The organism is Bacteroides sp. 51 (genome assembly GCF_010500965.1).
Lineage (GTDB): Bacteria > Bacteroidota > Bacteroidia > Bacteroidales > Bacteroidaceae > Bacteroides.
In genome coordinates, this window is sequence record NZ_QVMI01000044.1 from 1 (window position 1) to 26,451 (window position 26,451).

8 protein-coding genes and 2 pseudogenes are annotated in these 26,451 nt (G+C 42.4%); 1 reads left to right on the forward strand and 9 read right to left on the reverse strand.

What is annotated here, in order from left to right; translation table 11 throughout:
* Positions 1-297: 297 nt before the first annotated feature.
* From D0T87_RS21750 to D0T87_RS21790, 9 genes and pseudogenes are all read right to left on the reverse strand, one after another.
* Positions 298-1,269: pseudogene (locus D0T87_RS21750) on the reverse strand (glycoside hydrolase family 43 protein); the annotation flags it as partial.
* A gap of 106 nt (positions 1,270-1,375) precedes the next feature.
* Positions 1,376-2,494, reverse strand: a complete 1,119-nt coding sequence (locus D0T87_RS21755; RefSeq protein ID WP_163178069.1) for a glycoside hydrolase family 88 protein — start codon at positions 2,492-2,494, stop codon at positions 1,376-1,378.
* Positions 2,495-2,527: 33 nt separating this feature from the next.
* Complete coding sequence (locus D0T87_RS21760) at positions 2,528-3,781, reverse strand: DUF2264 domain-containing protein (RefSeq protein ID WP_163178071.1); 1,254 nt, start codon at positions 3,779-3,781, stop codon at positions 2,528-2,530.
* 288 nt (positions 3,782-4,069) lie between these two features.
* Positions 4,070-6,115, reverse strand: coding sequence for a RagB/SusD family nutrient uptake outer membrane protein (locus D0T87_RS21765; RefSeq protein WP_163178073.1), 2,046 nt, complete (start codon positions 6,113-6,115; stop codon positions 4,070-4,072).
* Positions 6,116-6,133: 18 nt separating this feature from the next.
* Positions 6,134-9,425 (reverse strand): annotated as a pseudogene (locus tag D0T87_RS21770) (SusC/RagA family TonB-linked outer membrane protein).
* Positions 9,426-10,150: 725 nt separating this feature from the next.
* Positions 10,151-14,257: a two-component regulator propeller domain-containing protein gene (locus tag D0T87_RS21775; RefSeq protein ID WP_163178075.1), complete on the reverse strand. Its 4,107-nt coding sequence runs from the start codon at positions 14,255-14,257 to the stop codon at positions 10,151-10,153.
* Between the two features lie 27 nt (positions 14,258-14,284).
* Positions 14,285-16,177: a family 43 glycosylhydrolase gene (locus tag D0T87_RS21780; RefSeq protein WP_163178077.1), complete on the reverse strand. Its 1,893-nt coding sequence runs from the start codon at positions 16,175-16,177 to the stop codon at positions 14,285-14,287.
* Positions 16,178-16,380: 203 nt separating this feature from the next.
* The gene (locus tag D0T87_RS21785) at positions 16,381-18,402 is read right to left on the reverse strand and encodes a RagB/SusD family nutrient uptake outer membrane protein (RefSeq protein ID WP_163178079.1); all 2,022 of its coding nucleotides are present in this window, start codon (positions 18,400-18,402) and stop codon (positions 16,381-16,383) included.
* A gap of 19 nt (positions 18,403-18,421) precedes the next feature.
* Positions 18,422-21,646: a TonB-dependent receptor gene (locus tag D0T87_RS21790; protein ID WP_239063844.1), complete on the reverse strand. Its 3,225-nt coding sequence runs from the start codon at positions 21,644-21,646 to the stop codon at positions 18,422-18,424.
* Positions 21,647-22,273: 627 nt separating this feature from the next.
* Between D0T87_RS21790 and D0T87_RS21795 the strand changes: the two genes are divergently transcribed.
* The gene (locus tag D0T87_RS21795; RefSeq protein WP_163178083.1) at positions 22,274-26,335 is read left to right on the forward strand and encodes a hybrid sensor histidine kinase/response regulator transcription factor; all 4,062 of its coding nucleotides are present in this window, start codon (positions 22,274-22,276) and stop codon (positions 26,333-26,335) included.
* Positions 26,336-26,451: the final 116 nt, after the last annotated feature.

Genomic DNA, 26,451 nt, shown 5'->3' on the forward strand with positions numbered 1-26,451 from the left:
CCTTTAATGCATGTATAGATAAGGTAAATACATTATATGACTATTACGATAGCCAAGGGTGGATAACGCCGGAAGAAAAGGAAAGGTGTAGTCTGAGGAAGTTCTTTGAAGGGTTATGAATTAATTTTTAACCGCAGAGTTACGCAGATTAACGCAGTTTTTTAGGTTTTCCCTGCGGCATCGTAACTTAAACTCTGCGTTAATCTGCGTAACTCTGCGGTTAAAATCCCTTCATTTCCAATCCGTTATACACTAAAGACTTAAGGAAGAAGGAAGAATATGCCCTTGTACAATATACTACAACGTCCAATGCTTCTTCAATCTATCGGCTTCTTCTGCGGTGATCTGAATAATTGCCCCATGTTTGGGCGAGGTGAAATTCGTTGTTTTCATTACCCCTTCATTAAAGTGCCCCAAATCCGTAAAAGTGATAAAATCGGATGTTTCACAGAAACCAAAGTTATGGGGATTGACACTAAAGACATCATACATAAGTACCCATTTATCTTCACCGATACGCTTCCATACGTTCGGAGCTTCACATGCACCTGGTTCAGTATCAATCCATCGTTCATCATATTGATAACCACTATGAATGCTATCGGACATTGCCATTTTAATTCCACCCGGACTCTCCTGTGCTACGTAAGTCATACAATAACGTCCATCGGGTAGATGAGTGATATCGGCATCCAATATTTGAACATCAGGATTCGGATAGTCGAAGAGAATACGCGGCTCGGACGTCAAACGGGTAAAATCATCGTCTGTATAAGCGTAATAGAGTTTTGTTTTTCCATGACCGATTCGCATAGTGAAATAAAGCATCATTTTTTTAGCTACAGGATCATACGTTGTCTGAGGAGCCCAAGCGCATCCAACATCTAAACCCGGAAAGGCATCCTGGATAAAAACATTGCTACGCGTCCATTCTATCAGATCGTAAGATTTCATCAGAACAAATCCCCGGTTGTTTCCCCAATCGTAAGCCTCCACATCGCGCTCCCATTGAGTGGTCCGGTATCCTTTTTCTTTTCCAAAGATATGCAAGTCGGTCATAGCCAGATAAAATGCACCGTCAGGACCACGATATATATGCGGATCGCGTATACCTTTCTGACTGGCAATGGTATCCCCTGCAATTATCGGCTGAGCGTTATTGACTGCCGTGAATGAGTATCCATCATCGCTCACAGCCATAAACAAACTATGGGTAGGGTCGGTAAAGTAAACCATCAGGTAGGCCGACATATCTTCTTCGGCAGGCATGTTCCGAGGTGCTTTTTTCGGTTGATTACAAGAAGTTATTAAAGCACATAGCATCAAACAGGGTAATACGATTTTCCAGTTCATCAGGTAAAATTTTAATTATTAATTATTGCAAATAACGCACCATTTCACATGCCGCCAACAGAAAAGCCCCTACCCCAAAATCGGCTTGCGAATTGGCATCTACCACTTGTCCCGGAATGGCTTTCTCGCCGATAGGTTGAACGTAACCCACTTTTCCATCGGGTTGCAAGGCTACGGTGGTCAGGTATTTCCATCCTTTATCCGCAACGGGGGCATATTCTTCTTTCGACAAAAAGTTATTGTTTATTCCCCACAAGATGCCGTAAACAAAGAATGCGGTTCCACTGGTTTCCGGTCCCGGAGCATGTTCCGGATCGAGCATACTGCGCGTCCAGTATCCTTCGGGGCGTTGAGAAGCGGCTACGGCTTTAGCCATCACACGGAAACGTTCGATATATTCGTCGCGGTATTTATTATCTTCAGGCAAGTCTTGTAAAACCCGGGCGAATGCAGCCAACACCCAACCATCGCCACGTGCCCAGAAATCTTTCTTACCATTTACACTTTTGTGTTTAGGATACACGTATTTACCATCCCGATAGTATAATCCGGCTTCGGCATCATACATGATGCTATCGGCAAAAAGCAGATACTCATGCATTTTTTCCAGATACAACGGATTCCGGGTGATGTTATATAAACGAGTCATTACAGGCATTACCATATAAAGCCCATCGGCCCACCACCAATATCCATTATAATCAGTACTCATCTGGTACTCCATCACTTCACGGGCACGGGCTATTTTATAATCGGCAGGATCGAGGTTGTACAGATCGGCATACACCTGGAAACAAGTCTGGAAATCACCAAAAAGTACATACTCGTCGGTTTCGCCGTAGGTGTATTTCCACTCCTCTTTGTTATCCGATTTAGCCCCCTTCCACTGGTTATGTTCTGCCCATGCCTGGGAGAATTCCAGATATTCAGGCTCTTTGGTTAAATTATAGGCTTCCATGTTTCCGGTGTGGTAAGCTGCTCTGTGCCAGAACGAATTACCATGTTTGGGATTATTGGTTTGCCAGTAATTATTTACCTTATGTATAATCTCAATTACCTTATCTGCTTGTGATTCCCGGGATTGGCAGGAAGCGAAAGCCACTGCACAAATACACAAGAATATTACTTTATACCTATTCATTTGAATTGTGAATTTTGAATTATGAATTATGAATTACCTGTCATGAAACGCCTTATCTTTAGGAAAATCCATGCCCGACCATGCTTTCTTTGCCGTCCATTCTGCCGGTGCATCTGTCCAGAACGGATGATCGGCAGGAAGTCCCAACGGTAGAAATCCTAAAGTCGTCAGATAAAGGCTTCCATTGTTTGTATATACATCTGCCAACTTGGGTTGATGACCTACAAACCCGAGTTGCAGAAAACCGCTTTCGTTGAAGTTCCCCGGATCGGCGAACATACGCTTCATTACGCAAGTCAAACCCGCGCGTACTTGTCCGTTGGAAATACCTTCGGGCAACTGTTCCTGAAGAGCCAATAATGACAGCACATGAAATACACCCATCCGATACGTCATTGAGCGGCCAAATACCGGGAAAGAACCTTCCGGAGAAATCATTCGTTCCAGAATGGCACTATATCGCTGCATTCGTTTCATACCTCTATTTAAACGTTGTTCATTCACCCGTGGCGATTTTCCGGCAGCATGCAATGCTTGCAGAATTTCCACATACATGGGCTGAATCACAAAACTATTGTAATAATCGAATGCAAATTCCGGCCCGTCCGAATACCATCCATCGCCCACATACCACTCTTCTGTTTTCCGCAGACTTATATCAATACGATAAACATCGTATTCTTGCTCAATCGACATGAGGAAAGTTTCGATTGTACCTACAAACAGCATCCAGTTTGAGTAGACCGGAGTAAAACGGCGTAATCCCTGGAATTCCTTGATATAGCGCTGTTTAGTCACATCGTCCAACGGTTCCCAAAGTTGTTTGGGGGCACGCAGAAAACTTTCGGCAATGAACGCCGCGTCGACCAATGCCTGTCCGTGTTTGTTCCACAGCAAGTAGTCTTTACTATCGGGATCAACGGCATGTGCGTAGCTTTTCAATGCCCACTCACGAAGTTGTTTCCGTTGCAAGCCTTCCGGAGTTTCATCATCGGGAAGAGAAAGCCAGGGAGCAAGTCCCGCCATCAGGCGTCCGAATGCTTCCATGTAAGTGACATCCTGATCGCGGCCATCCCACGAGGGACTGAGTTCTACCTGCATATTCGCGCGTAGTTTCCCCTCGCTCATATTCTTCAGGACAGGTGCCGACATTTGGTATAAGAGGTTACACCAATACTCACGATCGGTAGGTGCTGACTCTTTTTTCTTTTTCGCCTGAACGCCCTGAACCGGTAGCAACAGGAACATAATCAGGAATGATAACAAGACGGTTTTACTGGTATTCATGGTTGAGTTCTAATGGTATGGTACAGCAAATGTAGGGATATAAAATATAAATATGAATCCTCCAATAATCAAATCACGGCAAACTGGAAAATATGAATCATTAGTCTACCTATTTGACTGATTTTTGCACTCTGACAAATCAAAGCAGATCGTCAGAACAGGAAGATAGTAGCAAAGAGAAAAGAAACAGGAAGTTTTGCACTACACAAGACTTCCTGTTTTAAGTTCTCTCAAAAAGGAACTACCTATGTACATTTAGTACCCTAAAAACAATCTTACCTATATATACTAATCTGTTAATTCTTCATCGGCAACAGCTTCCTGCCATGTTTCCCACATAGGTACATTTGCATCATAACCGTCGTATCCATAATTCTGGGCAAGTTTTCCACGTTTATTGGCCCGGATAGCCGAATCGGGTATAGGCCAGTAAACATTGCGTTTGTCCATTCTATAGTTTATTTCTTTATTTGCCGAACGGATAGGTCCTTTGTTGTACATTGCCCCGCAAAGAGTTACACGTTTATACCAGTAGCTACTTGGAGTATTTACACCGACTTCCGTTCCACTGTGCTTATCCCATGTTGAGTCGTATGTATTTCCCCATTCATCGGGTTTTCCGCTCAATGCCAGACAGTATGACACGCGCGTCAACTCCATGTTACGCCATTCCTCCATGTAAAGTTCGCGGGCACGTTCGTCCATAATATCGCCGATAGTTACTTTTCCGGAATAAAGTTGCGAGCATTTTGCTCTTTTCCGTATGGCATTCACGTCGTCTACTGCTGTTGCATCGTCCAGATAAAACTTAGCTTCTGCGCGAAGCAGGTATGCTTCTGCCAAACGGTAAAGATACCAGTCGGCCGTACCACCTTTGGTAGCCCCGTCAAAGTCGACAGCACCCATATCTGCTTCACGAACCACATCATTCAAGAAATGTTTGTAGTGTGGAAAGTCGAACCAGGAACGGATGGTATCCTGACACAACAGGTCGCCCTTGCGCATGGTTATTTCACCTTTATCATTATATATATCCTTATCCGAATAAAGCATTAGGTTTTTTCCGCGATATGCATCACTGGCATGATTATATTTCAAGGAAGTCATCTTCACCCAGTTACCTACTGTGGTATTGTGGCGTAAATCGTCTTCATCTTCCACTCCGTTCACCACCCATAGTTTTTGTTGTGCAAAGTAAGTAGGGCGGAATGTACCGATTCCACGACCGATGGCTCTGGTCCAGTCTAAGTCTTTTCTGTAGTTTCCGTTATTGCGTGCATACTTTTCGACTGTTTTTCCATCCGGAGATTTCAAGTTACCGTTTTGCCAAAGCGGGCCAAATATACGCATGGTTTTAAATTCAATAAACGAGTCGGCTCCTCTGTCGGGAATACCCATAATGACTTCTTTATTTGCTGCAATCAGTTTATTTTCCGGACGGTGCAGATCCCAGATTACGTTACGGTCTATTGGCCATGTTTCCGGTTCTCCGCCGGGATTGAATGCACCAAACTGATTTTCCATTAAAGCATATCCGGAGCTACTGATGATTACATCCAGTAGGTCTTTTGCTTTCTTATATTGCCCTGTAGCCAGGTAGCATTTAGCGAGCAACATCTTACAAGCGCCTTTGTTTACCATACCTATATAGGTCATATCTGCTTGCTCAGGCACCCACTCTACTGCTTTTTCCATATCGGCAGTAATCATTTCGAGGATAGCTTCTTTCTTGGTTGAGCGGTAGTTTTGCTTGGGAACTTCCAGGATCTTCGTCACCAAAGGCACGTCGCCATATTGAAACACCAATCCCATATAGCGGTAAGCGCGGTGGAAGTAAGCACGACCTTTATACATGTTCTTGGTTGCTTCATCGAGTGTTGTTACCTTGTCTACATAAGAAAGGATGGTGTTTGCATATTTGATACCTGTATATGTTTCGGCCCAGAAATGGTTTATGTAATTTCCATCATTACCTCCGGGGCCACTTGCGCCGCCGGTAGGCGTTAAACCGGTAGCTACATCGAAGTTCACGCTTCCTACGTTCGCATCGGTTTTACCATAAACAGCCAAATCCGAGAACATGAGTTCGGTTCCTGCAACTACAGAGTTGGTATTGGCCGAAACATTCATCCAGTACGAGCGCAGATGGCGGTCGGCTACGGCCAGTGCGGCTTTTAAACCGGATTCTGTGGTAAATGTCGATTCCGGTTCGTAGAATGATAGCGGATCGGGTTCCAAAAAGCTCTCTGAGCAACTATTAAATAACAGGGAGCTACCTACTACTGATGTAAGAGCCATCACCATTATCTTACTTTTTATATATACTTTTTTCATAATTATTCTTGTTTATGTTTAGAATGTAACATTTAATCCGAATGTGAATACACGGGTAGCCAGACCACTTGTTTCGGGATCACCATATTCCCAGTCTTTCTTCCATGTGGCTACGTTTCTTACGGAGCCGTAAACTTTTACTTTTTCCATATCCAGTTTGCGTACCCATTCTTTCGGTAGTGTATAGCCAACAGATATATTTTCCAGACGAATAAATGAACGGTTATATAGTTTACGTACACCTGTAATGCCCTTTGGTCCCTGTGCATCCAGACGTCCGTACTTATTGGTTGGATGCTCGGGTGTCCAGTAGTTCTTTTCGGGTGTATTGAAATTGTAGGTTATCAATGATCCGCCATTATCTTGGTTCAGGTAATAGCCTTCAAGACTCTTGTGCCCCATGTAGGAGTAGATATTGAACGAAAGAGTCAGGTCTTTCCAAAACGTAAAGTCGTTGCGCAATTGCCAATGCACCGGAGGAGCTGTTTGTCCTAAGAATTCCTTGTCTTTATCATTATAAACAGGGGTAACGCTTCCGTCCGGATTTACAACATCATCTAAGGTATAGTTATTGGCCACTTTCGGGTCACCCGGTCTTTGTCCGTGTCTTTTCGCTTCTTCGAACTCGCTTTCCTGCCAGATGCCGGTAACACGGTAGTCCCAGATTTCGCTGATGGCTTTACCGATGAACCATCCTTTACCATCTCTGGCGCTCTTGTCGTCCATTTCTTTCTGACCAATTACATTGCCATTGGCATCGAGTATATCTTCCGTTTCATAGTACAAGTGTTTAATTTCATTCTTGTTGTATGAAATATTGAAGGTGGTGTTCCATTCGAAGTTATTTGTTCTGATATTCTGTGAGTTGATGGAGAATTCAAAACCGCGGTTTGAGACTTCGCCCAGATTGGAGATTACGGAACCAAATCCGGTGAATCCGGGCAGGCTTTGCCACATAATCATATCGGTGGTATTCATGTTGTAATACTCAATAGACCCTGTGATACGGTCGTTGAGGAAACCATAGTCTAAAGCAAAGTTCCAGGAGGTTGTCTTTTCCCATCTCAGGTTAGGGTTGGCCATACGGTCTACCATCAGGTATTTCACTTCATCCAGTTCGCCATTGGGTTTTATGTATCCCATTGTTCCACCGGTTCCTGAACCGAGGTTGGGCAAAGACACGTAGGGATCTTCCAATGAACGGTTACCATTCTTACCCCACGACAAACGCAGTTTACCTGTGCTCATGATGTCGTTCCATTTGAAGAACTTTTCGTTAGCGAAGTTCCAGCCCAGTGCTATGGATGGGAAGGTGGCATATGAATTGTTTTGTCCGAATGCCGAATATCCATCCCGGCGTACGGAGGCAGTCACCATATAACGATCGTCATACGAGTAGAAGAGTCTTCCCAACAAGGCATCTGCTGTTTGGTGTGTATCTTCGGTTGAGAAGCTACTATTTTCTTTCGTTCCGTTTTGCGTATTGTGGAATCCTAATGCATCGGAGGGTTGAATGTTGCGTGACTCAATTTTATCTTTCCAGAAGCGACGTTCTTCGGCTTCTTGTACTAAGGTCAGGTTCACATGGTGCTTATCCAGGAAGGTATAGTCCCAGGAAATTGTATTGTTGAGCGACCAGTCGAAGCGCTTGGATTGTTCGCGATTTACCCCTCTATCAATAGGGCTTGAACCGGGCAGATCGGCCGACATGAAGTAACGGTCGTAGAACCATTGGAAACGTGGAGAGGCATTGAACGAATAGGTAATATTAAAAGGTAGTTTCACTTTAGCTGTAAAGATTGTGTTCAATACGGTATATCCTTTTTCCAGTTCAAGGTATTGTCTGTCGAAATCGTAGTTATGGCCTCTCTTTACATCGGCTCCCATAGGATATTGAGCCAACGTTCCATCTGCGTTCCGATAATCACTAAAGGGGGAGTTGCGAATCTGGTTGGCTTCCCAATAGTCGGTTTTCAAACCGGGTTGCAGGTTACCGTCACTACGATCCTGGAAGTTTACATTCGCTCCGATTTCAAACCATTTGGTGACTTTACCTTCTACTTTCATATTACCACGAATGGATTGATAGTCATCGTATGACACAGCGCCTTCATTTTTGAGGTATCCCAATGAAAGATAGTAATTCATCTTTTCGCTGGCTCCTGAGATGCTTGCGTTATAATCCTGATTGAGTCCGGTGCGGAAGGTATGGTCATACCAGTCGAACGTTTTATTGTTGATGTAATTTTGTAATACCGCGCTTTCCAGTCCCAGACGTTCACCATAGATGCCGCGGTCGGAGGTTTCGCTATTGTTTGCGTAGGTTCTCCATTGTTCTGCCGTAACGCCATAGCGGCCCAGGTTTTCGGGACGGTCGTAGTAGCCGGGCTTATCTTTCATGCTTGTTTGGTAGGCTTCGTATCTTCCGGTTTCGGTATTCATGCCGTAGGTATCTTTCTTATACCAGTCTTCCCTGTACTGCATGTATCCGTCCGGGCTGTACATTTCGCGATAAGAGCTTCTGGTGGTAGCTCCTACAGACATGTTTACGTTTACTACCGGTTTACCCCAGTTTACCTTTTTTTGTTGTAATGATGATTACCCCACTGGCAGCTCTTGCACCGTATACAGCAGCGGCCGAAGCATCTTTCAATACGTCGATTTGTCCGATATCGTCTGTGTTGATTTCCGAGAGTTCGCCGTAGAACATCATTCCGTCTAAGATAATCAGCGGATCGTTGTGACCGCCTTTTTCATAAACCGAACGTTGTCCGCGCAATTGAAGCGAACCACCACCTTTGGCAGAGGCATCATAGCCTACATGTAGCCCCGGCGTTCCACGAAGGATGTCTTGTACATTCTTAGGACTTTCATTGGCCAATTTGTCCGGACGAATCTGAACGATAGAACCTGTCAGGTCTTTTTTACGCATGCTACCGTAGCCTACTACGACTACTTCGTCGAGCATTTCGCTGTCTTCTTTCAACGTGATATTGAAAGAGGTCTTTCCGCTTACAGGAATTTCCTGCGGAGCATAGCCAATATAGCTGACTTCCAATGAGCTTTTGGGGGATACGGAAAGCGAGAACTTTCCTTCGATGTCTGTAATGGTACCATTGGTTGTTCCTTTTTCGAGTATGCTGGCGCCAATAACGGTTTCGCCCGTTGCATCTTTAACTACACCAGTTACATTGATTTTTTGATTTTGAGCATTCAACAACTGAATGTTCAAGAACAGACTAATACATATTAATAAAGCAGTGAAGACTTTAATATGTCCAAGTCGATGAGTAGTTTTTAGTTTTTTCATCTAGTATGAACTTTAAGATTAAACATTAATTAAACGAAATCATTCTGGAAGCGAATATAGTGTGAACAAAATTTAAAGGACGTGAAATATGGTTCGCAGAGGTCGAATTTGGGGTATTCTGCCTTTTTGAACTATAATTCGACCAGGGTATGTGTATTGAAATAGTTGTTTCTACAAAAGGGCGGAAGGGGAAATAACTTTATTTGCTTTCTGCCTGAAATCAACTTTCGAATGTGTCAATTATAACTTCTTTTTCTATGCAAATTTAGTTAGCTGGTTGCAACCGGCTAATTGGCTGGTTGCAACCGGCTAATAAGCTGGTTATAACCGGCCAATGAGCTGGTTGCAACCAACCGACTTAAGTTTTGCAAGAAAAGATGTTAGTTTCAATGGGTTTAAATATTATTTCAAGCAGGTTTGGATATTATTTGTAGGGTTAAGTGTTTCTGTAGGGTTATACGTTATCTCAACCATCCACCCCCTGCCCCCGCCAGGCTGTGTGAAAAATCAGAATTTGGGTACGTCATTGCGAACCGTAGGTGAAGCAATCCAGTTCACAAGACATATAAGCTGGATTGCTTCACCTACGGTTCGCAATGACGTACCTGATCCTGAGTTTTTACACAGCCTGGCGGAGGCAGGGGGTGGATGTTGAAGTCAGCATAGAATCAATTCCTTTCCAACCCGTTATACTCAAAACCCAACCACCATTCAACCCCGTTTCATTAACTGATTAAGAATCGTTCCATATACTCCGTTGGTAATATTCCGAATTCTTTTTTGAAGCAAGAACTAAAGTATTTGGGATCGTTGAAACCTACGGCATAAGCTAATTCAGACACACGGATTTCTTTTTTCTCTTCCATTATCTTAATCGCTGCTTTCAGGCGAATGTTACGGATGAAAGAAGATGTGTTTAGTCCGGTGAGGGATTTTAGTTTTTTGTATAGAGTAGATTTACTTGTACCCATTTCTTCAATAAATTGGGGCTGGTCGAAATCAGGATCATCCAGATGGCGGTTGACACAATCAATGGCATTTTGCATAAACTCTTCATCAATCGTGGTATAATTCAGGTCTTTCACCTCGAATACGAGCTGATTCTTGAAATCGCGGGCAGTACGCTCTTTTGTTTTCAGCAGGTTTTTGATACGTGCATGAAGCACAGCAAGATTGAATGGTTTACTAATAAATCCGTCTGCTCCCGATTCATAAGCCTCCGCCCTATCTTCCTCTTTATTTTTAGCAGTCAGCAGAACGACCGGGATATGGCTAAACTCTAGCTTTCCCTTAATGTATTTACAAAATTCAATGCCATCCATTTCGGGCATCATGATATCGGAAACTACCAGATCAATATCTTCATTCTCGACAATTACAATTCCCTCTTTTCCATTCTCTGCTGTAAAAACATTATATTCCCTACTCAGCAGGGTCATCATTAACTGCAACAGGTCTTCGTTGTCTTCCAATACAAGGATAGAATATTTCTTATCCTCCTTAGTACCAACAGATTCAATAGGAGTTGCTTCGATGCCCGAAACCGTTTTGGTTATCGGAATCACATCTTCATCAATTTCTTCTTCCTTGAAGTAAGAACGTTCAATCGGTAAACGCACAAAAAATGTAGCCCCCTTATCCTGCTCGCTTTCCAGCCAAATGGTTCCACCATGCAGTTCTACCAGATCCTTTGCCAAAGAAAGCCCGATTCCGGTTCCAATGGTATTCGACTTTCGATAATCGCCTTCATAAAAGCGTTTAAACAACGTCTTTTGTTTTTCCAGTGAAATCCCCTTACCGTTGTCTTTCACTGTTATCAACACATAGTCTTTGGTGTTGGCATACGACAGGTTGACTTGTATAAATCCGCCTTCATGACTGTATTTCGCCGAATTGGAAAAGAGGTTATAAAGTATCTTATCCAACTTGTCGGTATCAAAATATCCGTAAATCGTATCCGGATCGCAGAGAATAGAAAAGTGCAATTTACGTTTCTTAATCAGCGGCTGAAAAGCTTCTGCTTCATTCTGTATAAACACAGCCAGATCGCCGGGAGAAACACGCAGCTTCAGATTACCGGTTTCTGCCTTGCGGAATTCCAGAATCTGTTGTAGCAAACGGATGAGCCGTTGTATATTAGTACTTATCACCGGATAAAGATTTGTATATTGAGGAGCTTGCATCTTCAACTCATCTACCGTTGCCGAAATAATGGTCAGCGGAGTGAGAAGTTCGTGTGTAATATTGGTGAAAAATTGCAGTTTAGCATGGTTCAGTTCTTCGGCTTTCGCTTTTTCCATTTTCTGCAATTCCAGACTGTTTTTAAGTACCATGCGGTTCTTCGTTACCCGGTAGGCGTAATAGACGATAGCAATGGTAATCAAAAAGTAAATCAGATACGCCCACCAGGTGGCCCAGAACGGAGGCAGAACAACCACTGTCAGTTCGCGCATCTGACCACTCCATATTCCATTTTCATTCGTTGCCCGCAACTGGAAGGTATATGTACCACTTTCCAGATTGTTATAATAAGCAAAATGACGGGTAGCATCGGTATACTGCCAATCTTTATCAAACCCATTCAGCCTGTAAGCGTACTTGTTCAATTCGGGATTTTTATAGGTAAGCGACGCAAATTCAAGATTAAAATTATTGTAATTGTATGGAATCTCTATCTTCTGAGTGAAAGTCGGAGTCTGAGAAGATATCCGGTTACGAACCGTTTCATCTAATGCAGAAAACGACTTATTATAGACCTTGATATCCGTTATCTGAAAAGGTACATCCCTTGCATCTATATCCAGATAATCCGGTTTAAAGCTATTGTATCCGCCAAATCCGCCAAAGAACAATTCATTTCCAAATTGACACGAAGAGTGTGGAATGAAGAAATTATTCTGCAAACCATCAACCGCTGTGTACACCCGCAACTCGGCCGTTTTAGTATCCTGGCTCACCGACAGCCGGACCAGCCCTTTGTTCGTTCCCAGCCACAAATTTCCCCGACCATCTTCTTCAATACTGCCCACCAAATCGCCGGGCAGATTATACTCAATGCTCTTACTCTCAAACCTATCTTCCTGATGATTATAAAGAAACAGCCCATGTCCTTCCGTACCTACCCACAACCGGCCTTGCGAATCGCGTTTCAAACAGATAATGCTCTTAGCTATAATCTTTTTGTTTTCAATTGAATAGCTAGTGTATTGAAGAGATTCCGGATGATAGACATCACCCGAGATACGAATCAAACCCAAATTCGTGCTTGCCAACCAGATATCTCCATTCGTATCTTCCATGATATCGCGTATATACGCGGAAGAAAGATCCGTTTCACCTTCCCTCATATTCTTGAACAGATGGCCCACCCCATCAGCACGCTTTACACCTAAGCCGGTACGGGTTCCAACCCAACAATTTCCCTGCTGATCCTCGTACAAAGCTGTTACGATGTGATGCATAACAAAATCCGAGTTGCCCGGCATATATTGCTCTACCTTCTGACCTTTTCTATAAATATATACTCCGCCATTATAAGACCCAAACCATAAATCGCCCGTTTCTTTACGCTGGATAATAGAATATGTGGTAGGCATATTCCTTATCTCAGAGAATTCCGGTATTGCAGAATAAAACAAGTATTTATTGGCAATACGATCATAGCGGGCCACTCCGTAATTGCCAATCCCCATCCAAACCATTTCATCCTTATCTACAAACAAAGAGCGCACGGCTACGGTAAGCACACTCTTATCGGGTGCTTCGAAATGGAAATGTTCGAACTGAGGCTTATGGGTATCGACCATAAAAACCCCTCCACCAATAGAGCCAAGCCAGAGCTTACCCGATTTATCGCGTATGATGGAGTTAATTTCATTGTGAGGAATATAATAAGAAGACCCGGTGGGAGTATAATTCATAAATTCACCTGGGCGGTCCAAAGACATAATACTAACACCGCTCCGGCTTCCCACCCATAGGGTTCCGGTATTTAAGTCTTCATTCAGGGCGTAAACAATATTATCAGATAAACTGGATGGATTATGCGGCTCGTTTTTATACACCTTCCAGGATAAACGTTCCATATCCTTTGGATTTTCCAGAAGATAAAGCCCCTCATTCCAACTACCTATCCAGATGTTTTTCCGGGAATCCTCGAATATGGTATGAGCGGAATTTCCCGGGTTAAATGGAGGGTAAGTATATAATTTCTTTTTAGAAGGCGAGAAACGATACAGTCCACTGTTCCAGGAGCCAATCCAGATATCACCATCCGAATCTTCGAACAATTCATTTTCTGAACCATAGAACAATTTATCAAGATCTTCATCTATGGCGATCTCTAAAGAATCACCCTGAATATTATACCGATACAAACAGGTATCAAAACTAATCCAGACCGTATTATCCTTACTCACTAAAATCGAGGGAACATTACCGTTGCGCGCCTTTATTGCATCTCCTTTTCGGACTACTCCTGTTGCTTTGTTTAAAACATTCACCCCTTCAAATGTACCTATCCACAGATTATGATCCGCATCGTCGCCCAAACAACGGATATTATTGCTTGTTAATAAGTCCGGGTTATATACATCGGATTTTATAGTGGTTACCTGATAACCATCGTATTTGCACAATCCGTAGCGGGTAGCAAACCACATAAAACCTTCCCTATCCTGGAATACTTTCTGCACTTCGTCATTAGGTAGTCCATTCAGTGAGTTGATTTGTTTGAACTCCAACCGGCGTGTAATGTCATGACTAAATGCCTGAACAGCAATGGGAATAGCCGAAAATAGAATCAGGATTATTGCAAATCTATAGTCTCTCATACCATATATTTTTCATATATATTAGGCTTACGGCTTCCACTCATTAATCCATTCTATAAACGGAGTTCCATCGGTATCAAATTGAATAGGCAGCCAAATGTAACGTGCATCAATCGGAAGTTTAGGTCGCCAAATATCAGCCATAAAGATGTATTGATTCTCTGTTTTCCCTGGTATTGTCAGGATATACGTACTTTGTCCGCCGAAGGTTAATTTTGCATTTTCTCCCCGACATGGATTCGGATGTTGTGTCCAGGGTCCCCAAATGGATGGGGCGGAAAACATACGAGCTTCGTTGGGGTCCCAGCCTGTGCAGCCGGAAGTAATCATCCAGTAGGTTCCATCTTTTTTGAAGATCGCCGGAGCTTCGTTATGTCCTGCGGGGAATATACGGATATATTTTCCGGTGTGGCCTTGATAGTCATCAGTTAGTTCAGCAATCTGAAGAGTCAGATTCTCCTCGGAAGAGTAGATATGATAAGCTTTTCCATCATCGTCTACGTATAGAGTCATGTCGCGCGACATTTGCCCACTTTCCAGATCACGTTTCACAAACAAACCTTTGTTTACGGCATCGTACCATTCGGGCGTCCACCATTTTTCGAATTGCTTAAGATCAAGTTTTGCCTTTTGTTCTTTTTTCGTCATATTGAACGGATAGATATCCGGATTCACCCGTCCTGAACGAACATAAGTATATGGACCGGTTGGAGTGTCACTAATAGCAAGGGCGGCACGGGCGGCAGCATATCCTTTGCCTTTCAATTCCAAATGGAACCACATTACAAACTTCCCGGTCTTCTCGTTATAGATTACCTTAGGGCGTTCCATCACACTACCACTTATAATATCGCTATCGGGATCATCGGAAACGGGAAGAGCTACGCCTTCGTTCTTCCAGTTTATGAGGTCGGTAGATGAATAACAGGTTACACCGACTAATGCGGAGCTTGTTTTTTCGCTTTTATGCTCACCAAACCAGTAGTAGGTTCCGTTGTGGCAGAGCACTCCCCCACCGTGGGCATTGATATGGACACCTTTATCATCCGGCCAGATTTCACCTGAACGAATGCCTTTTTTCTTTTGATAGACACGAACATAGTCTATTTCATACTTCATGGGGAAAGCGGTTATATCGGGTTCTCCGCCATTATCACCGCCAATAGCAAGGTTTAATAATAGATAATGTGGTTGTTTAAAAGGGTTGGCAAAGTTGCCCAATGAGCCGTTGGTAGTTTGTTCAAGGGGGATTTCGTTCAAGAGTTCATCATCCAGATAGAGTTTGATAGCTGTTTCGTCCCAATCCATACGCCATATATGGAATTTATTTGCCCAATCAGGGTCTTCATCTGTAAAATAAGAGAAAGGAATGGCTTTGGAAGCCCATTTGGCATTGTATTGCTGCTCTGTTCCCCAAGCAGCATTGGCAAGAATATGCGGAACACCTCTAATACGGTAGTACTCCATAATGTCTATTTCGCCGTTTGATGGCCATTCCATATCTTTACCAAGTGTCCAGATGGCCGGCCAAGCTCCCCCACCGATGGGAATACGAGCTTTGATTTCGAAACGACCGTACAGGAATTCATGTTTCCCGGCTGTATTAATGGAAGAGGAGGTATATTCTATGTATGGTCGGGATTGTCTCCATTGGGTATTTCCTGCTTCATACAGCGGGTTTTCTCTTTTTTCGCGCCGGGCTTCTATGATTAGCAAACCGTCTTTGCACCAGGCGTTATTTTGTTGATACCACTGTAGTTCATGGTTGCGGGCAAAGCCTTTCTCGAAACTCCAGGAGTCGGGATGTGGAGTACCTACGTGATTAAATTCATCACTCCAAACCAGTTCATATTCCTGTGCATGGATGCAGGAAGGAAGAATAGCTATTAATAAAGATAGGAATAGTTCTTTTGATGTCATAACTTTTATGTCTTTGTTGCAAATATAAGAAGAGGGTAGAACTTGGAGGTTGAATTATCATTCAATATGTTCTATTAAACGTTCAAAGTGAGCATTTTATGCTGCATAGACTCTCCTCCTGCCTAAAGGAGGAGAGTTTGACTGCGTTGTATTGATACAACAGAATGTTATCCTGAAAACCTTTTTACCTTGATACCTATAGTTTATCTTTCTGCAGCCTGATCCGCTTCAACCGGCCAGTATGGATTTTGATATAACGTAGATGTTGATATATCGCCATTCTCTCCTGTCAGTTGGAACTGTTTTACCATAATAGGTTGCAGGTAATGAGCCAGTTTCCATGTCATACCATTATAACCTGCTTGTCCCGAATTGCGCTGATAAGGGCGCAAATATTCGCTCTGCGTTTTTGACGATACATTGGCATCACTGCTTCCATCGGCTCTCAGGTCATTATACCAACTTTCCATAGGGGTATTCCACAAATGGAATCCTTCAATATGATATGGTTTTGTCATTAACTGATCCATTGAGCGCCAGCGGCATAAGTCCATATAGCGAAGCCCCTCGGCAATGAATTCACTGCGGCGTTCACGACGAATGTTATATAAAGTCGGATCAACCAGGTTTCCGGCAGAATAAGCTCCCCAGTCATTCTCTGCTTCTTTAGACATATCTGTCAAAGCAATGGTATTATCAAAGTTTGTATTTACTTTGGCACGTTGACGAATGATGGTCCAATAATCGCGTGCAGTTGCATCCAATGTTCCGTTCTTCTCATAACTTGCTTCCATATAATTCAATAAGGCTTCTGTTGCGCGGTAACAAACGGCAGCGGTGTATCCGCCTCCATTACTATAATGTTTCCGGTTGAGCGACCCACCCTTATGCAAAGCATATCCGGTGGCATATCCGCGTTCACCATCTCCGTTTGTTATTTCCGGATAAGGCTCTACCATTACCACATCTGTTCCTTCATTATTATCAAGTTCGAACAGTACATTTTTCTGATTGGGTTCTTTCAGGAAGACAGACAAACGAGAGTCGCGGTTTACACGTACATCGGCAATGGTCTTATCGCCTTTGTAGTAACTATCGCCATCCGCATAGGTTCCATGTGTGTAAACCGGTGTTCCATCCAACATCAGGAAGTTATTTACAAAGCCGCGGGTTACTCCAATACGGTAATTTCCACGCGAGGCAGCCGGATTTACATTGTGCGTAACCAAACCACGAGCATATTGACGCCACAAAAGTACTTCTTTCACACCCGACAGATCTTCCTGGGCAAACATATCGTAGTATGGATTTGCAGCATCGCCTTCTTGTTGGAAAATACCTGTATTTTCGGTAAGATTTCCTTTATAGGCTTCGGCAACAGCCTTCGAGGCATCCATTGCTTCCTGTAGGAAGAAAGCGATTTCATTGTCGATGCTTCCACTAGGAAATTGGTAATTAGTATGTTGAGCTGCTCCCGGCCAATCGGTTCCACCCGGTACGAAGGCTGTTCCTTTGAAGTATTTCAACCATGTACCTTCGTAAAGCGCTACTCTTGATTTCAGTAATAAAGCAACATCTTTATTGATACGTGTAGTAGCCATATTCTTGTCGCTCATTAATGTGGCAGCATGATCCAGATCGGAAAGAATAAAGCGGGCTACTTCGTTACGCGGTTGACGTTTGGCTGCCTGACGAAGCGCTTCCATTTCATCGGGTAGCGGTTCGGTTACAATAGGAAAGTCACCAAACATTTGATAGCGTTTGAAGTATTCGCATGCCCGCAGGAAATACACCTCACCAATATAGTGCTTTACATCGGCCAGGTTTCCTCCAATAGTATTGGCGGAGCCATCCATATTTTCACCAAAAGCCGGAAGCGTCATGGAAAAGAAGTAATTGCAGCGGTAAATTTGCTCAAACTTCCAGTTATTATCTTCTTTCTGTGCTACTTTCCAACGATCGGCAGTAAAACGGTCATGAGCCGTTACACCGGTTTGGTTATCCGTATCATTATCATTGCCAAATATGCCATAACTCCAATTGGAATGAGAAGAAAGTATATCGGGATACATTCTATTGGCATAGTTTGCCAATTGTGATGCATCTGAGAAATATTGCTCGGGTGAAGCATTTGACATCGGTTCCTTATCGAGGAAATCGTTGCATGACATAAGACTCAAAGCCATTATCAATGCAAAGAATGATTTTATATTTTTATCCTTCATTTTTCTGATATTTAAAAGATTAAAGGGTTACGCTAATTCCAAATGACCATGTTCTTGAAAGTGGGTAAGCATTACCTCCACTCTTGATTGCACCATTTGCATTGCTGTCCGTATTACCACCATTGATGGTTTCAGGATCAAATAATTTGGAAAGTGAGGTTCCAGTCCACAGGTTTTCTCCCGAAACATAGATACGACATTTACTGATAGAGAGTTTATTGGTCAACGATGTTGGCAATGTATAGCCTATTTGAAGGTTCTTCAAACGAATATAAGATGCATCCTGTAGGTAACGGGTTTGTTGTTTCTGGTTCTTTCCCGGACCATTTGATCCCCAGCCAAACAATGGGCGGGGATAATATGAATCTGTATTCGCCGAAATTAAATGTCCGTCTATTCCGATAGCTTCACCGCGGAAGTAATCGCCATGTTCTTTCAAACCGGTGGACCACCATTCGCTTTCCTTAATTCCCCAGAACAGATTACTGTTTTGCCAATAATCGCGTTTCATCACTCCCTGGAAGAATGCTCTGAAGTCAAATCCTTTCCAATCGGCCGAAAGATCAATACCAAAATGATAACGTGGAGTGTTATTTCCAATCACCTTCAAATCGCCATGATCTTCGAGTGTTCCGGCACCTTCTGAAATTCCGGGTTTACCATCCAGATCTTTATACATAATGTCGCCTGCACCCCATTCTGATCCAAAAGGTTGTCCGCCTACTTTATCCAGATGGGCATTCATTTCTTCCTGTGTTTTGGCGATACCTACCGTTTCATATCCCCAGATTTCACCAATTTCCCGTCCGGCACAATAGGACCAAACAGAGTTCGTTGGATTTCCCGGATATTTATCAATAATGGTTTTAGCATCGGATAACATGAGTTTTGCACCGTATCCCAAACCATTACGTAAGCGGTCGTTCCAAGCCAGTTCCAGTTCCCAACCTGTATTCTTCAAGTCGCAGTTATTGGATTTCGGAGCACCAATACCGAGTACGTTTGGTAGTTCGGGAACCGGACCTACCATATTGTCCGTAAAACGGGTGTACACATCAAATGATCCGGTAAGGCGATTATTAAACAATCCCCAGTCTAAACCAACGTTCCATGAACGAACGGTTTCCCACGTAAGTGCCGTACTAATCAATTCACCCACTCTTGCTGTATTGGGTTTTAAACCTCCCTGCAACCAGTCGCCGTTGGCCGATCCCAGTTCCATTTTACGGTAAGTAGGATACCATCCTGTTGTATTTTGATTACCCAGTTCACCATATGATCCGCGCAGTTTCAGGGTATTCACTACATCTTGCAAAGGTTCCCAGAATGCTTCGCGGGCAATGTTCCAACCTAAAGAAAAGGATGGATACAAATCCCAGCGATTATCGCTACGGAAGCGCGAAGAACCGTCATAACGCATATTTACTTCGGCCAGATATCGTCCTTTATAATCGTAATTCAAACGTCCGAAGAAACCGGCTGTAGCCCATTCGTGGCGATAACCACCTGCTTCGATTGCTTTGTCTTTGCCTTCGCCATCCAGGTTACTGGTTAAATCAAGTTCGGCCAGGTCTTCAATCAGCAATCCATATCTTTTGGCAGAGAAGAAAGATTGTTTCATCTCATCTGCCTGAAATCCGCCCATGATTTTAAAGTTATGTGCGTCATTGAAGGAGTGGGTGTAGCTTGTGAAAATGTTTAAGTTCAGGTAGTTTTCTTTTTTGTGATCCTGATAAAGACTTGATGTACCATTGGTATTTATGATGTCTCCCTTGACATCATGATTATAATAAGGTAAAGAGGTTTCACGTACATCCCATGTGCTGGTACTATAGTTAAACTCAACGTTTGTTATCCAGTTCTTTATCGGTTCAATAATGAAAGCTCCCTGATGACTTACTCTGTCGCTCTGCACATTACGTTCACCTCCTAGTGCCAATCCCATAGCGGGAGATGGGGAACTGTAATAATAACCGTTTTCATCATACACGGGCAAGTTAGGCCATGTTTGGCGACCAAGAGCCTCATAAAAGCCTCCACCAAAGGATGTTGGGCGATGGTTATCTGTACGTACAAAACGCATGCTGTAGCTGAAATCTAACCAGGAAGTCAGTTCGGCATTTATTTTACCTGATACGTTATAGCGTTTCAATCCATCACCGCCATGGCGCAATGTACCGCTTTGATCTAAATAACCCAATGAAGCATAATAGTTTATCTTTTCGGTACCTCCGGTTAGGCTTAAGTTATGCTCCTGGGAGAAGTTATTATCTTTATATATTTCCTTGTACCAATCGGTATTCGCGTACCCTTTATTGTAAGGGTCTCCCGCAGGTTTACCCCATACGTTTCCGTCTGTTGGTAATCCACCTGCATTGGTTCCGCCTTTTGCCTGGAAGTCAATCATTTGCTTCATTACATCGTCACTAAAGAATGTTCCCCAACCGGAATTGGTATATCCTTGTTGAATGAAATTGGCAAAGGTATAGGAGTCCATCATCTCGGGCATGTTTATGGGACTACTGAAACGGAAACTATTATTATAGTTGATAACTGTTTTACCTGCTTTCCCTTTTTTGGTGGTAACAAGAATTACACCGAAAGGTGCACGTGAGCCGTAAATAGAAGATGCTGCCGCGTCTTTTAATACGGAAACGGATTCGATATCCTGCGGATTTATGGTATTGATATCACCTTCCATACCATCGATCAATACAAGTGGACTGCCGCTTGATCCATCGCCAATGGTACCTGTACCACGGATATTGATGCTCATATCTTTATCCAACTCACCTGTATTAGTAGTGATTTGCAAACCGGGAACCAAACCCTGAAGGGCTTGTGTAGCATTCATTACGGGACGTGATTCCAATTCTTTGGCAGTTGCTATCCCCACAGAGCCGGTCAGGTTGACCTTCTTCTGGGTACCGAAACCTACAACAACAACCTCGTCCAATGTTTGTGTATCATCTTTCAATGTCACAATTAAAGAGGAACGACCATTCAAAGCTATTTCCTGAGATTCATAACCAATATAACTAATGGTTAACGTAGCATTGGTTGGTACAGATAGGGTAAAATTACCATCCAGATCCGTAATCGTACCTACCGTAGAACCTTTTTGGAGTACACTGGCCCCAATAACAGGCTCACCCATAGAGTCTTTTACAACTCCTTTTACACTGACTATCTGTGACCAACCCACAGAAATTCCTAACAAAAGAAAAGAAACCAGAAGAAGCATTCTTCGCTTACTCTCCAACGAGAGCCACAACTTCTTCTTCAACAAACTGTGTTTTTTCATAAATCAAATAATTACGGGTGGCAACGTACCACTCCTAAGTTTAACACTATATAAATATCTCACAAGAAGATACTATAATCCTAAAACCGAGTCAATAAGACGCCATCATTACCTTCTTTAGTTCTTTGGTTATCTCTTAATGATAACCGGTTTCCCATAGTATGATAAACCATTTATCTTCTATTGATAAGATTACCGAGATGTACATCTTGGTCATATTATCTCTAGGAGATAATTTATTAAGTCTTAGAGTTGAAACAATAACTCACCTAGAGAGGGCTTCGATCTCTTAATGGCAAGATGTGGGCAACGCCTCGCTGCCTGCAAATATGAAGATAAAGAAAAAAAGGAATGGAGTAATATTCGACCAATTTAGTTAGTAAATAAATCATAATGATAGCGTGTTGTTAAAAGTGGAAAATTCATTCAGTGAAGGTTTAAAAATAGATCAATCTTTGTTTCTAGAGGGTAAAACATGAACTTTAGTTTTGAAAGAAAGGGATTAAAAGAATTATTCTTTATAATATTGTATTCCGGAAAGACTTATACAGGAAAGAGAATTTAATTATGAATTTAAAAAAGAGAAACTCATTCATTCTTCTGCAAATCTTTGCATGGTTTTCACTTACTTATGCCCAACAAGTTGCGATTAAACCGATCCAAATCACGGAACAACTACCCTCCTATTCTGTCCGCCGGATTTATCAGGATCGTGAAGGTATCATGTGGTTTGGTACGGAAGATGGTGTTTCCCGTTACGACGCCTATCGGATGATGACTTTCAAGTCCGATTTGAATACCCCCACTCTCCTTACGAACAATGAGATTAATTGTTTTGGGGAAACGGCAAGCGATTATTTACTTATCGGAACAAAGAAAGGACTTAATCTATTAAATAAAAAGACATATCAGATTGAAGCTTTCCCAGGCAAAGAGCTACAAGATCAGGAAATAAAATCCATTGTTACTACTAAAGACCAACAGGTCTGGATTGGAACAAGCTCCCATATTTATTGTTATACACCCCATCTGACCTCATACAAAATTTATGACGAATCCATCCCGTGGGGAGGACTTAATTTCCTATACGAAGATCTGGAAGGCAACCTATGGGCCACTCTCTGGAGAAACGGACTCTACAAATATGATGCACAGCAAGACCGTTTTGTTGAATATCCACCAGTAGGTGAGACAAATAACCCTTTTAAAATATTCCAGGACAGCCAGAAGAATTACTGGATTTGCACATGGGGCGATGGCATCTACCGGTTCAATCCAAATGCCGACAAGGAACATATGTACACACGCCAACATCTGTTAGTCAATGGCAAAGAGACAACGGAAAATACATTCTTCAGTATCGCACAGGACAACCACAACCAATCCCTTTGGTTCATGTCCATTTCTGGTTTGCATGCCGTGCAATATGATGAGAACAATGGTTGGAAAGACATCGATATATCGCATATGTTTGACAATTACAATAATATATTTAGTGAGATTATCACAGATCGAACCGGAAACTTATGGATTGGTACATATGGTGAAGGGGTGCTCGTTATCAATTTCGACAAACCCCTTATTGAGAACTATCCATTATCCACGATAAAAGAGCAAACCGGCACAGCCCCCAACGTTACTGCTATATATGAAGATGATGAAGGCGATATATGGATAAACCAGAACAGACAAGGCCTTGCATTTTTCAATCCTAAACAAAATAAAGTATCTTTATTCAACGAATACCCAGCATTAAAGAATCTTATCGGCATAAACCTTGTGAATTGTATTTCCGATTTCCGTTCCATACCCGATGAAATCTGGGTAGGAACAGAAGTGGGGTCTATCATACACTGTCTGAAGAAAAAGAATGGTCATATCACCCTTTCCCGCCAGATTGATTTAAGCAACATAAAAGAAAATGGCGGGGAGGCATATATTTTCTTTGAGGATAAAAGGAATAATATCTGGATCGTAACCACCACCAGCCTTTTCGTAAAGCCCTATTATACAGATACAATCAAAGAGGTTCCTTTTACAGAAAACAGCATAACAAGTATTACGGAAGACACGCGGGGAAGCGTATGGATCAGTTGCAAAAACTCCGGCATCTACAGGATTCCGGCAACTAACTTTTCCGACACGAACAACATCATTGTAGAAAACTTCAATAGCAACAGTTCCGAACTAAAAAGCAATAACGTAGAAGCCATCTGTGCCGACATCAACGGTAAAGTATGGATAGGGACCAAAGAAGGTAATGTCATTGTATATGATATTGTCGAGAAAAACTTCCGCGACCTCTCTAAAGAATTAAGGATGACCGGAGAAAGTATCTTAAATATCGTATCCGATGATTATGGGCACATCTGGATTGTAACTAACAATAAAGTAACGGAATACAATCCCGGTAACAGCGCACTGAGATACTACTCCGAATCGGATGGAGTGCAGGTTAATTCTTTCAATATCAGATCGTACTATAAGCATAAAAACGGTAAAGTTTATTTCGGTGGGAATAAAGGAATCACCGCATTTACCCCTTCATCTAAACTATCTGCAACAGCCAGAAATCCGCGCACACTGATCACTGATATCAAAATCAACAATCGATCGGTCTTTTTACAAAACAATAACAAACAATTTGATATCCAATCACAAGTCCTGACCCTTGGCCCGGATGACAAAAATATTGAGATAGACTTCTCCTCACTAGATTATGCATCGCCATCCAAAATCCATTATGCCTACAAAATGGACCACACTAATGATGAATGGATCTACCCGGAAGAGAATCGTCAGTTTGCCATCTTTAGTGAACTGAAAAAAGGACACCATACGTTTTATATCAAAGCCACCGACGAATACAGTCTTTGGAGTGACCAGGTTGCCCAATTAAAAATATACAAACAAGCCGCGTTTTATGAAAGCAACCTGGCTTATGTCATTTATGTCACCTTATTCCTGCTCCTGGCCTATATTTCTTTCCGTACCATAAAGAACAGGATAAAACTACGCAATGAGTTGAAGATTGCACAGATCAAGAAAGACAAAACAGAAGAACTGACCCAGATCAAACTCAGGTATTTCACAAACATATCGCATGATTTCCTGACGCCACTCACCATCATTTCCTGCCTGATAGATGATGTAGAGACTACACATAAAGATAAGATTAAACACTTCGATACCATGCGATCTAACATCAACAGGTTGCGAAGACTGCTACAACAGGTCCTTGATTTCAGGAAGGTAGAAAGCGGGAATATGAAGTTAAAACTTTCATACGGTGATATTGTTATGTTCATAAAAGACACCTGCTATACCAACTTTCTGCCTTTAATGGATAAGAAGAATATAACGTTTCACTTTTACTCGGAACCGAATCAAATCCCCGCTTACTTCGATGCCGATAAAATAGATAAGATTATATTCAATCTGCTATCCAATGCCTTTAAGTATACACCGGAGGGTGGTGAGGTTAAGATCAGGTTGGAACAATATGATAAACAAGGACATCCACACCTGTTTATCAAAATAACCGATACCGGCGTAGGCATTCAACCGAAGGATATCCAACATGTGTTCACTCGTTTTTATAATAATAAGACAGGCAATGGCAGTGAAACCAATGGTATCGGATTGTCGTTGACCAAAGACCTTGTAGAGTTACACCGCGGAACGATCAACGTAGAAAGCCAGGTAAATTGCGGAACGAGCTTCATGATCACCCTTCCTATCGACCGGGATAGTTATAACGAGCTTGAATTGGGTAAATCCGAGGATATTATCGCTTATGAAAAGGATATGAATCTGGCTTCGGAGGAAGAATTGAATGAAGAAAAGAATGGCAATAAAGAAGGTACTACCATCCTGTTGGTAGAGGACAATGAAGAATTGCTTAAACTAATCAGCAACATATTATCGAAATACTACCGGGTACTCACCGCGATGAATGGATTAGAAGCGCTCTCGGTTATCGCCGAAAACAACATAGACATTATTATCAGTGATGTGATGATGCCCGAAATGGATGGACTGGAACTTTGCAAGAAATTGAAGGGGGACCTGGAAACAAGCCACATCCCAATCATTCTTCTTACGGCCAAAAGCAGTACGGACGACCGGATTGACTGTTATAATGCCGGAGCAGACGGATATATATCTAAACCGTTTGACCTAAAGGTACTGGAAGCGCGCATCAACAACTTCGTTACAAACAAGAAGAGCAAACAGGAGGAGTTTAAATCTGATGTGGAAATCAATATTTCCCGATTGGAGTATGTTTCCATTGATGAAGAGTTCCTGAAGAAAGCCGTCGCTATCATTGAAGAGTACTTGTCTGAGTTTGATTTCGATGTGAATATCTTCGCCGAGCGGCTTCATATGTCGAAATCGTCTTTATACCGGAAGATTAAAACGATGACCGGACTCTCTCCTGTCGAATTCATCCGGAATATCAAGTTGAAACATGCCTGCCAGATGTTGAAAAGCTCATCTATCTCTATTGCAGAGGTAGCATATTCTTCCGGTTTCTCCGATCCGAAGTATTTTACAACCTGTTTCAAGACGGAGTTTAATATGACACCAAGAGACTATCAGAAATCTATTAATAGGGGTGTGTCATAGACACACCCTCATTAATGCTTTCCTGAGTTTGGCGCTTTTCTCTCATTCAAATTCGTTTCCACTGACATTCAGTGAGTTATAATTTATTTGTATTCAAATAGGGTGTCCCATCTGTG

Excerpts from the sequence above, each read along its gene's own strand:
- D0T87_RS21765 (WP_163178073.1), bottom strand. The coding sequence starts at position 6,115 with ATGAAAAAAGTATATATAAAAAGTAAGATAATGGTGATGGCTCTTACA.
- D0T87_RS21780 (WP_163178077.1), bottom strand. The coding sequence starts at position 16,177 with ATGACATCAAAAGAACTATTCCTATCTTTATTAATAGCTATTCTTCCT.
- D0T87_RS21785 (WP_163178079.1), bottom strand. The coding sequence starts at position 18,402 with ATGAAGGATAAAAATATAAAATCATTCTTTGCATTGATAATGGCTTTG.
- D0T87_RS21790 (WP_239063844.1), bottom strand. The coding sequence starts at position 21,646 with ATGCTTCTTCTGGTTTCTTTTCTTTTGTTAGGAATTTCTGTGGGTTGG.
- D0T87_RS21775 (WP_163178075.1), bottom strand. The coding sequence starts at position 14,257 with ATGAGAGACTATAGATTTGCAATAATCCTGATTCTATTTTCGGCTATT.
- D0T87_RS21795 (WP_163178083.1), top strand. The coding sequence starts at position 22,274 with ATGAATTTAAAAAAGAGAAACTCATTCATTCTTCTGCAAATCTTTGCA.
- D0T87_RS21755 (WP_163178069.1), bottom strand. The coding sequence starts at position 2,494 with ATGAATAGGTATAAAGTAATATTCTTGTGTATTTGTGCAGTGGCTTTC.
- D0T87_RS21760 (WP_163178071.1), bottom strand. The coding sequence starts at position 3,781 with ATGAATACCAGTAAAACCGTCTTGTTATCATTCCTGATTATGTTCCTG.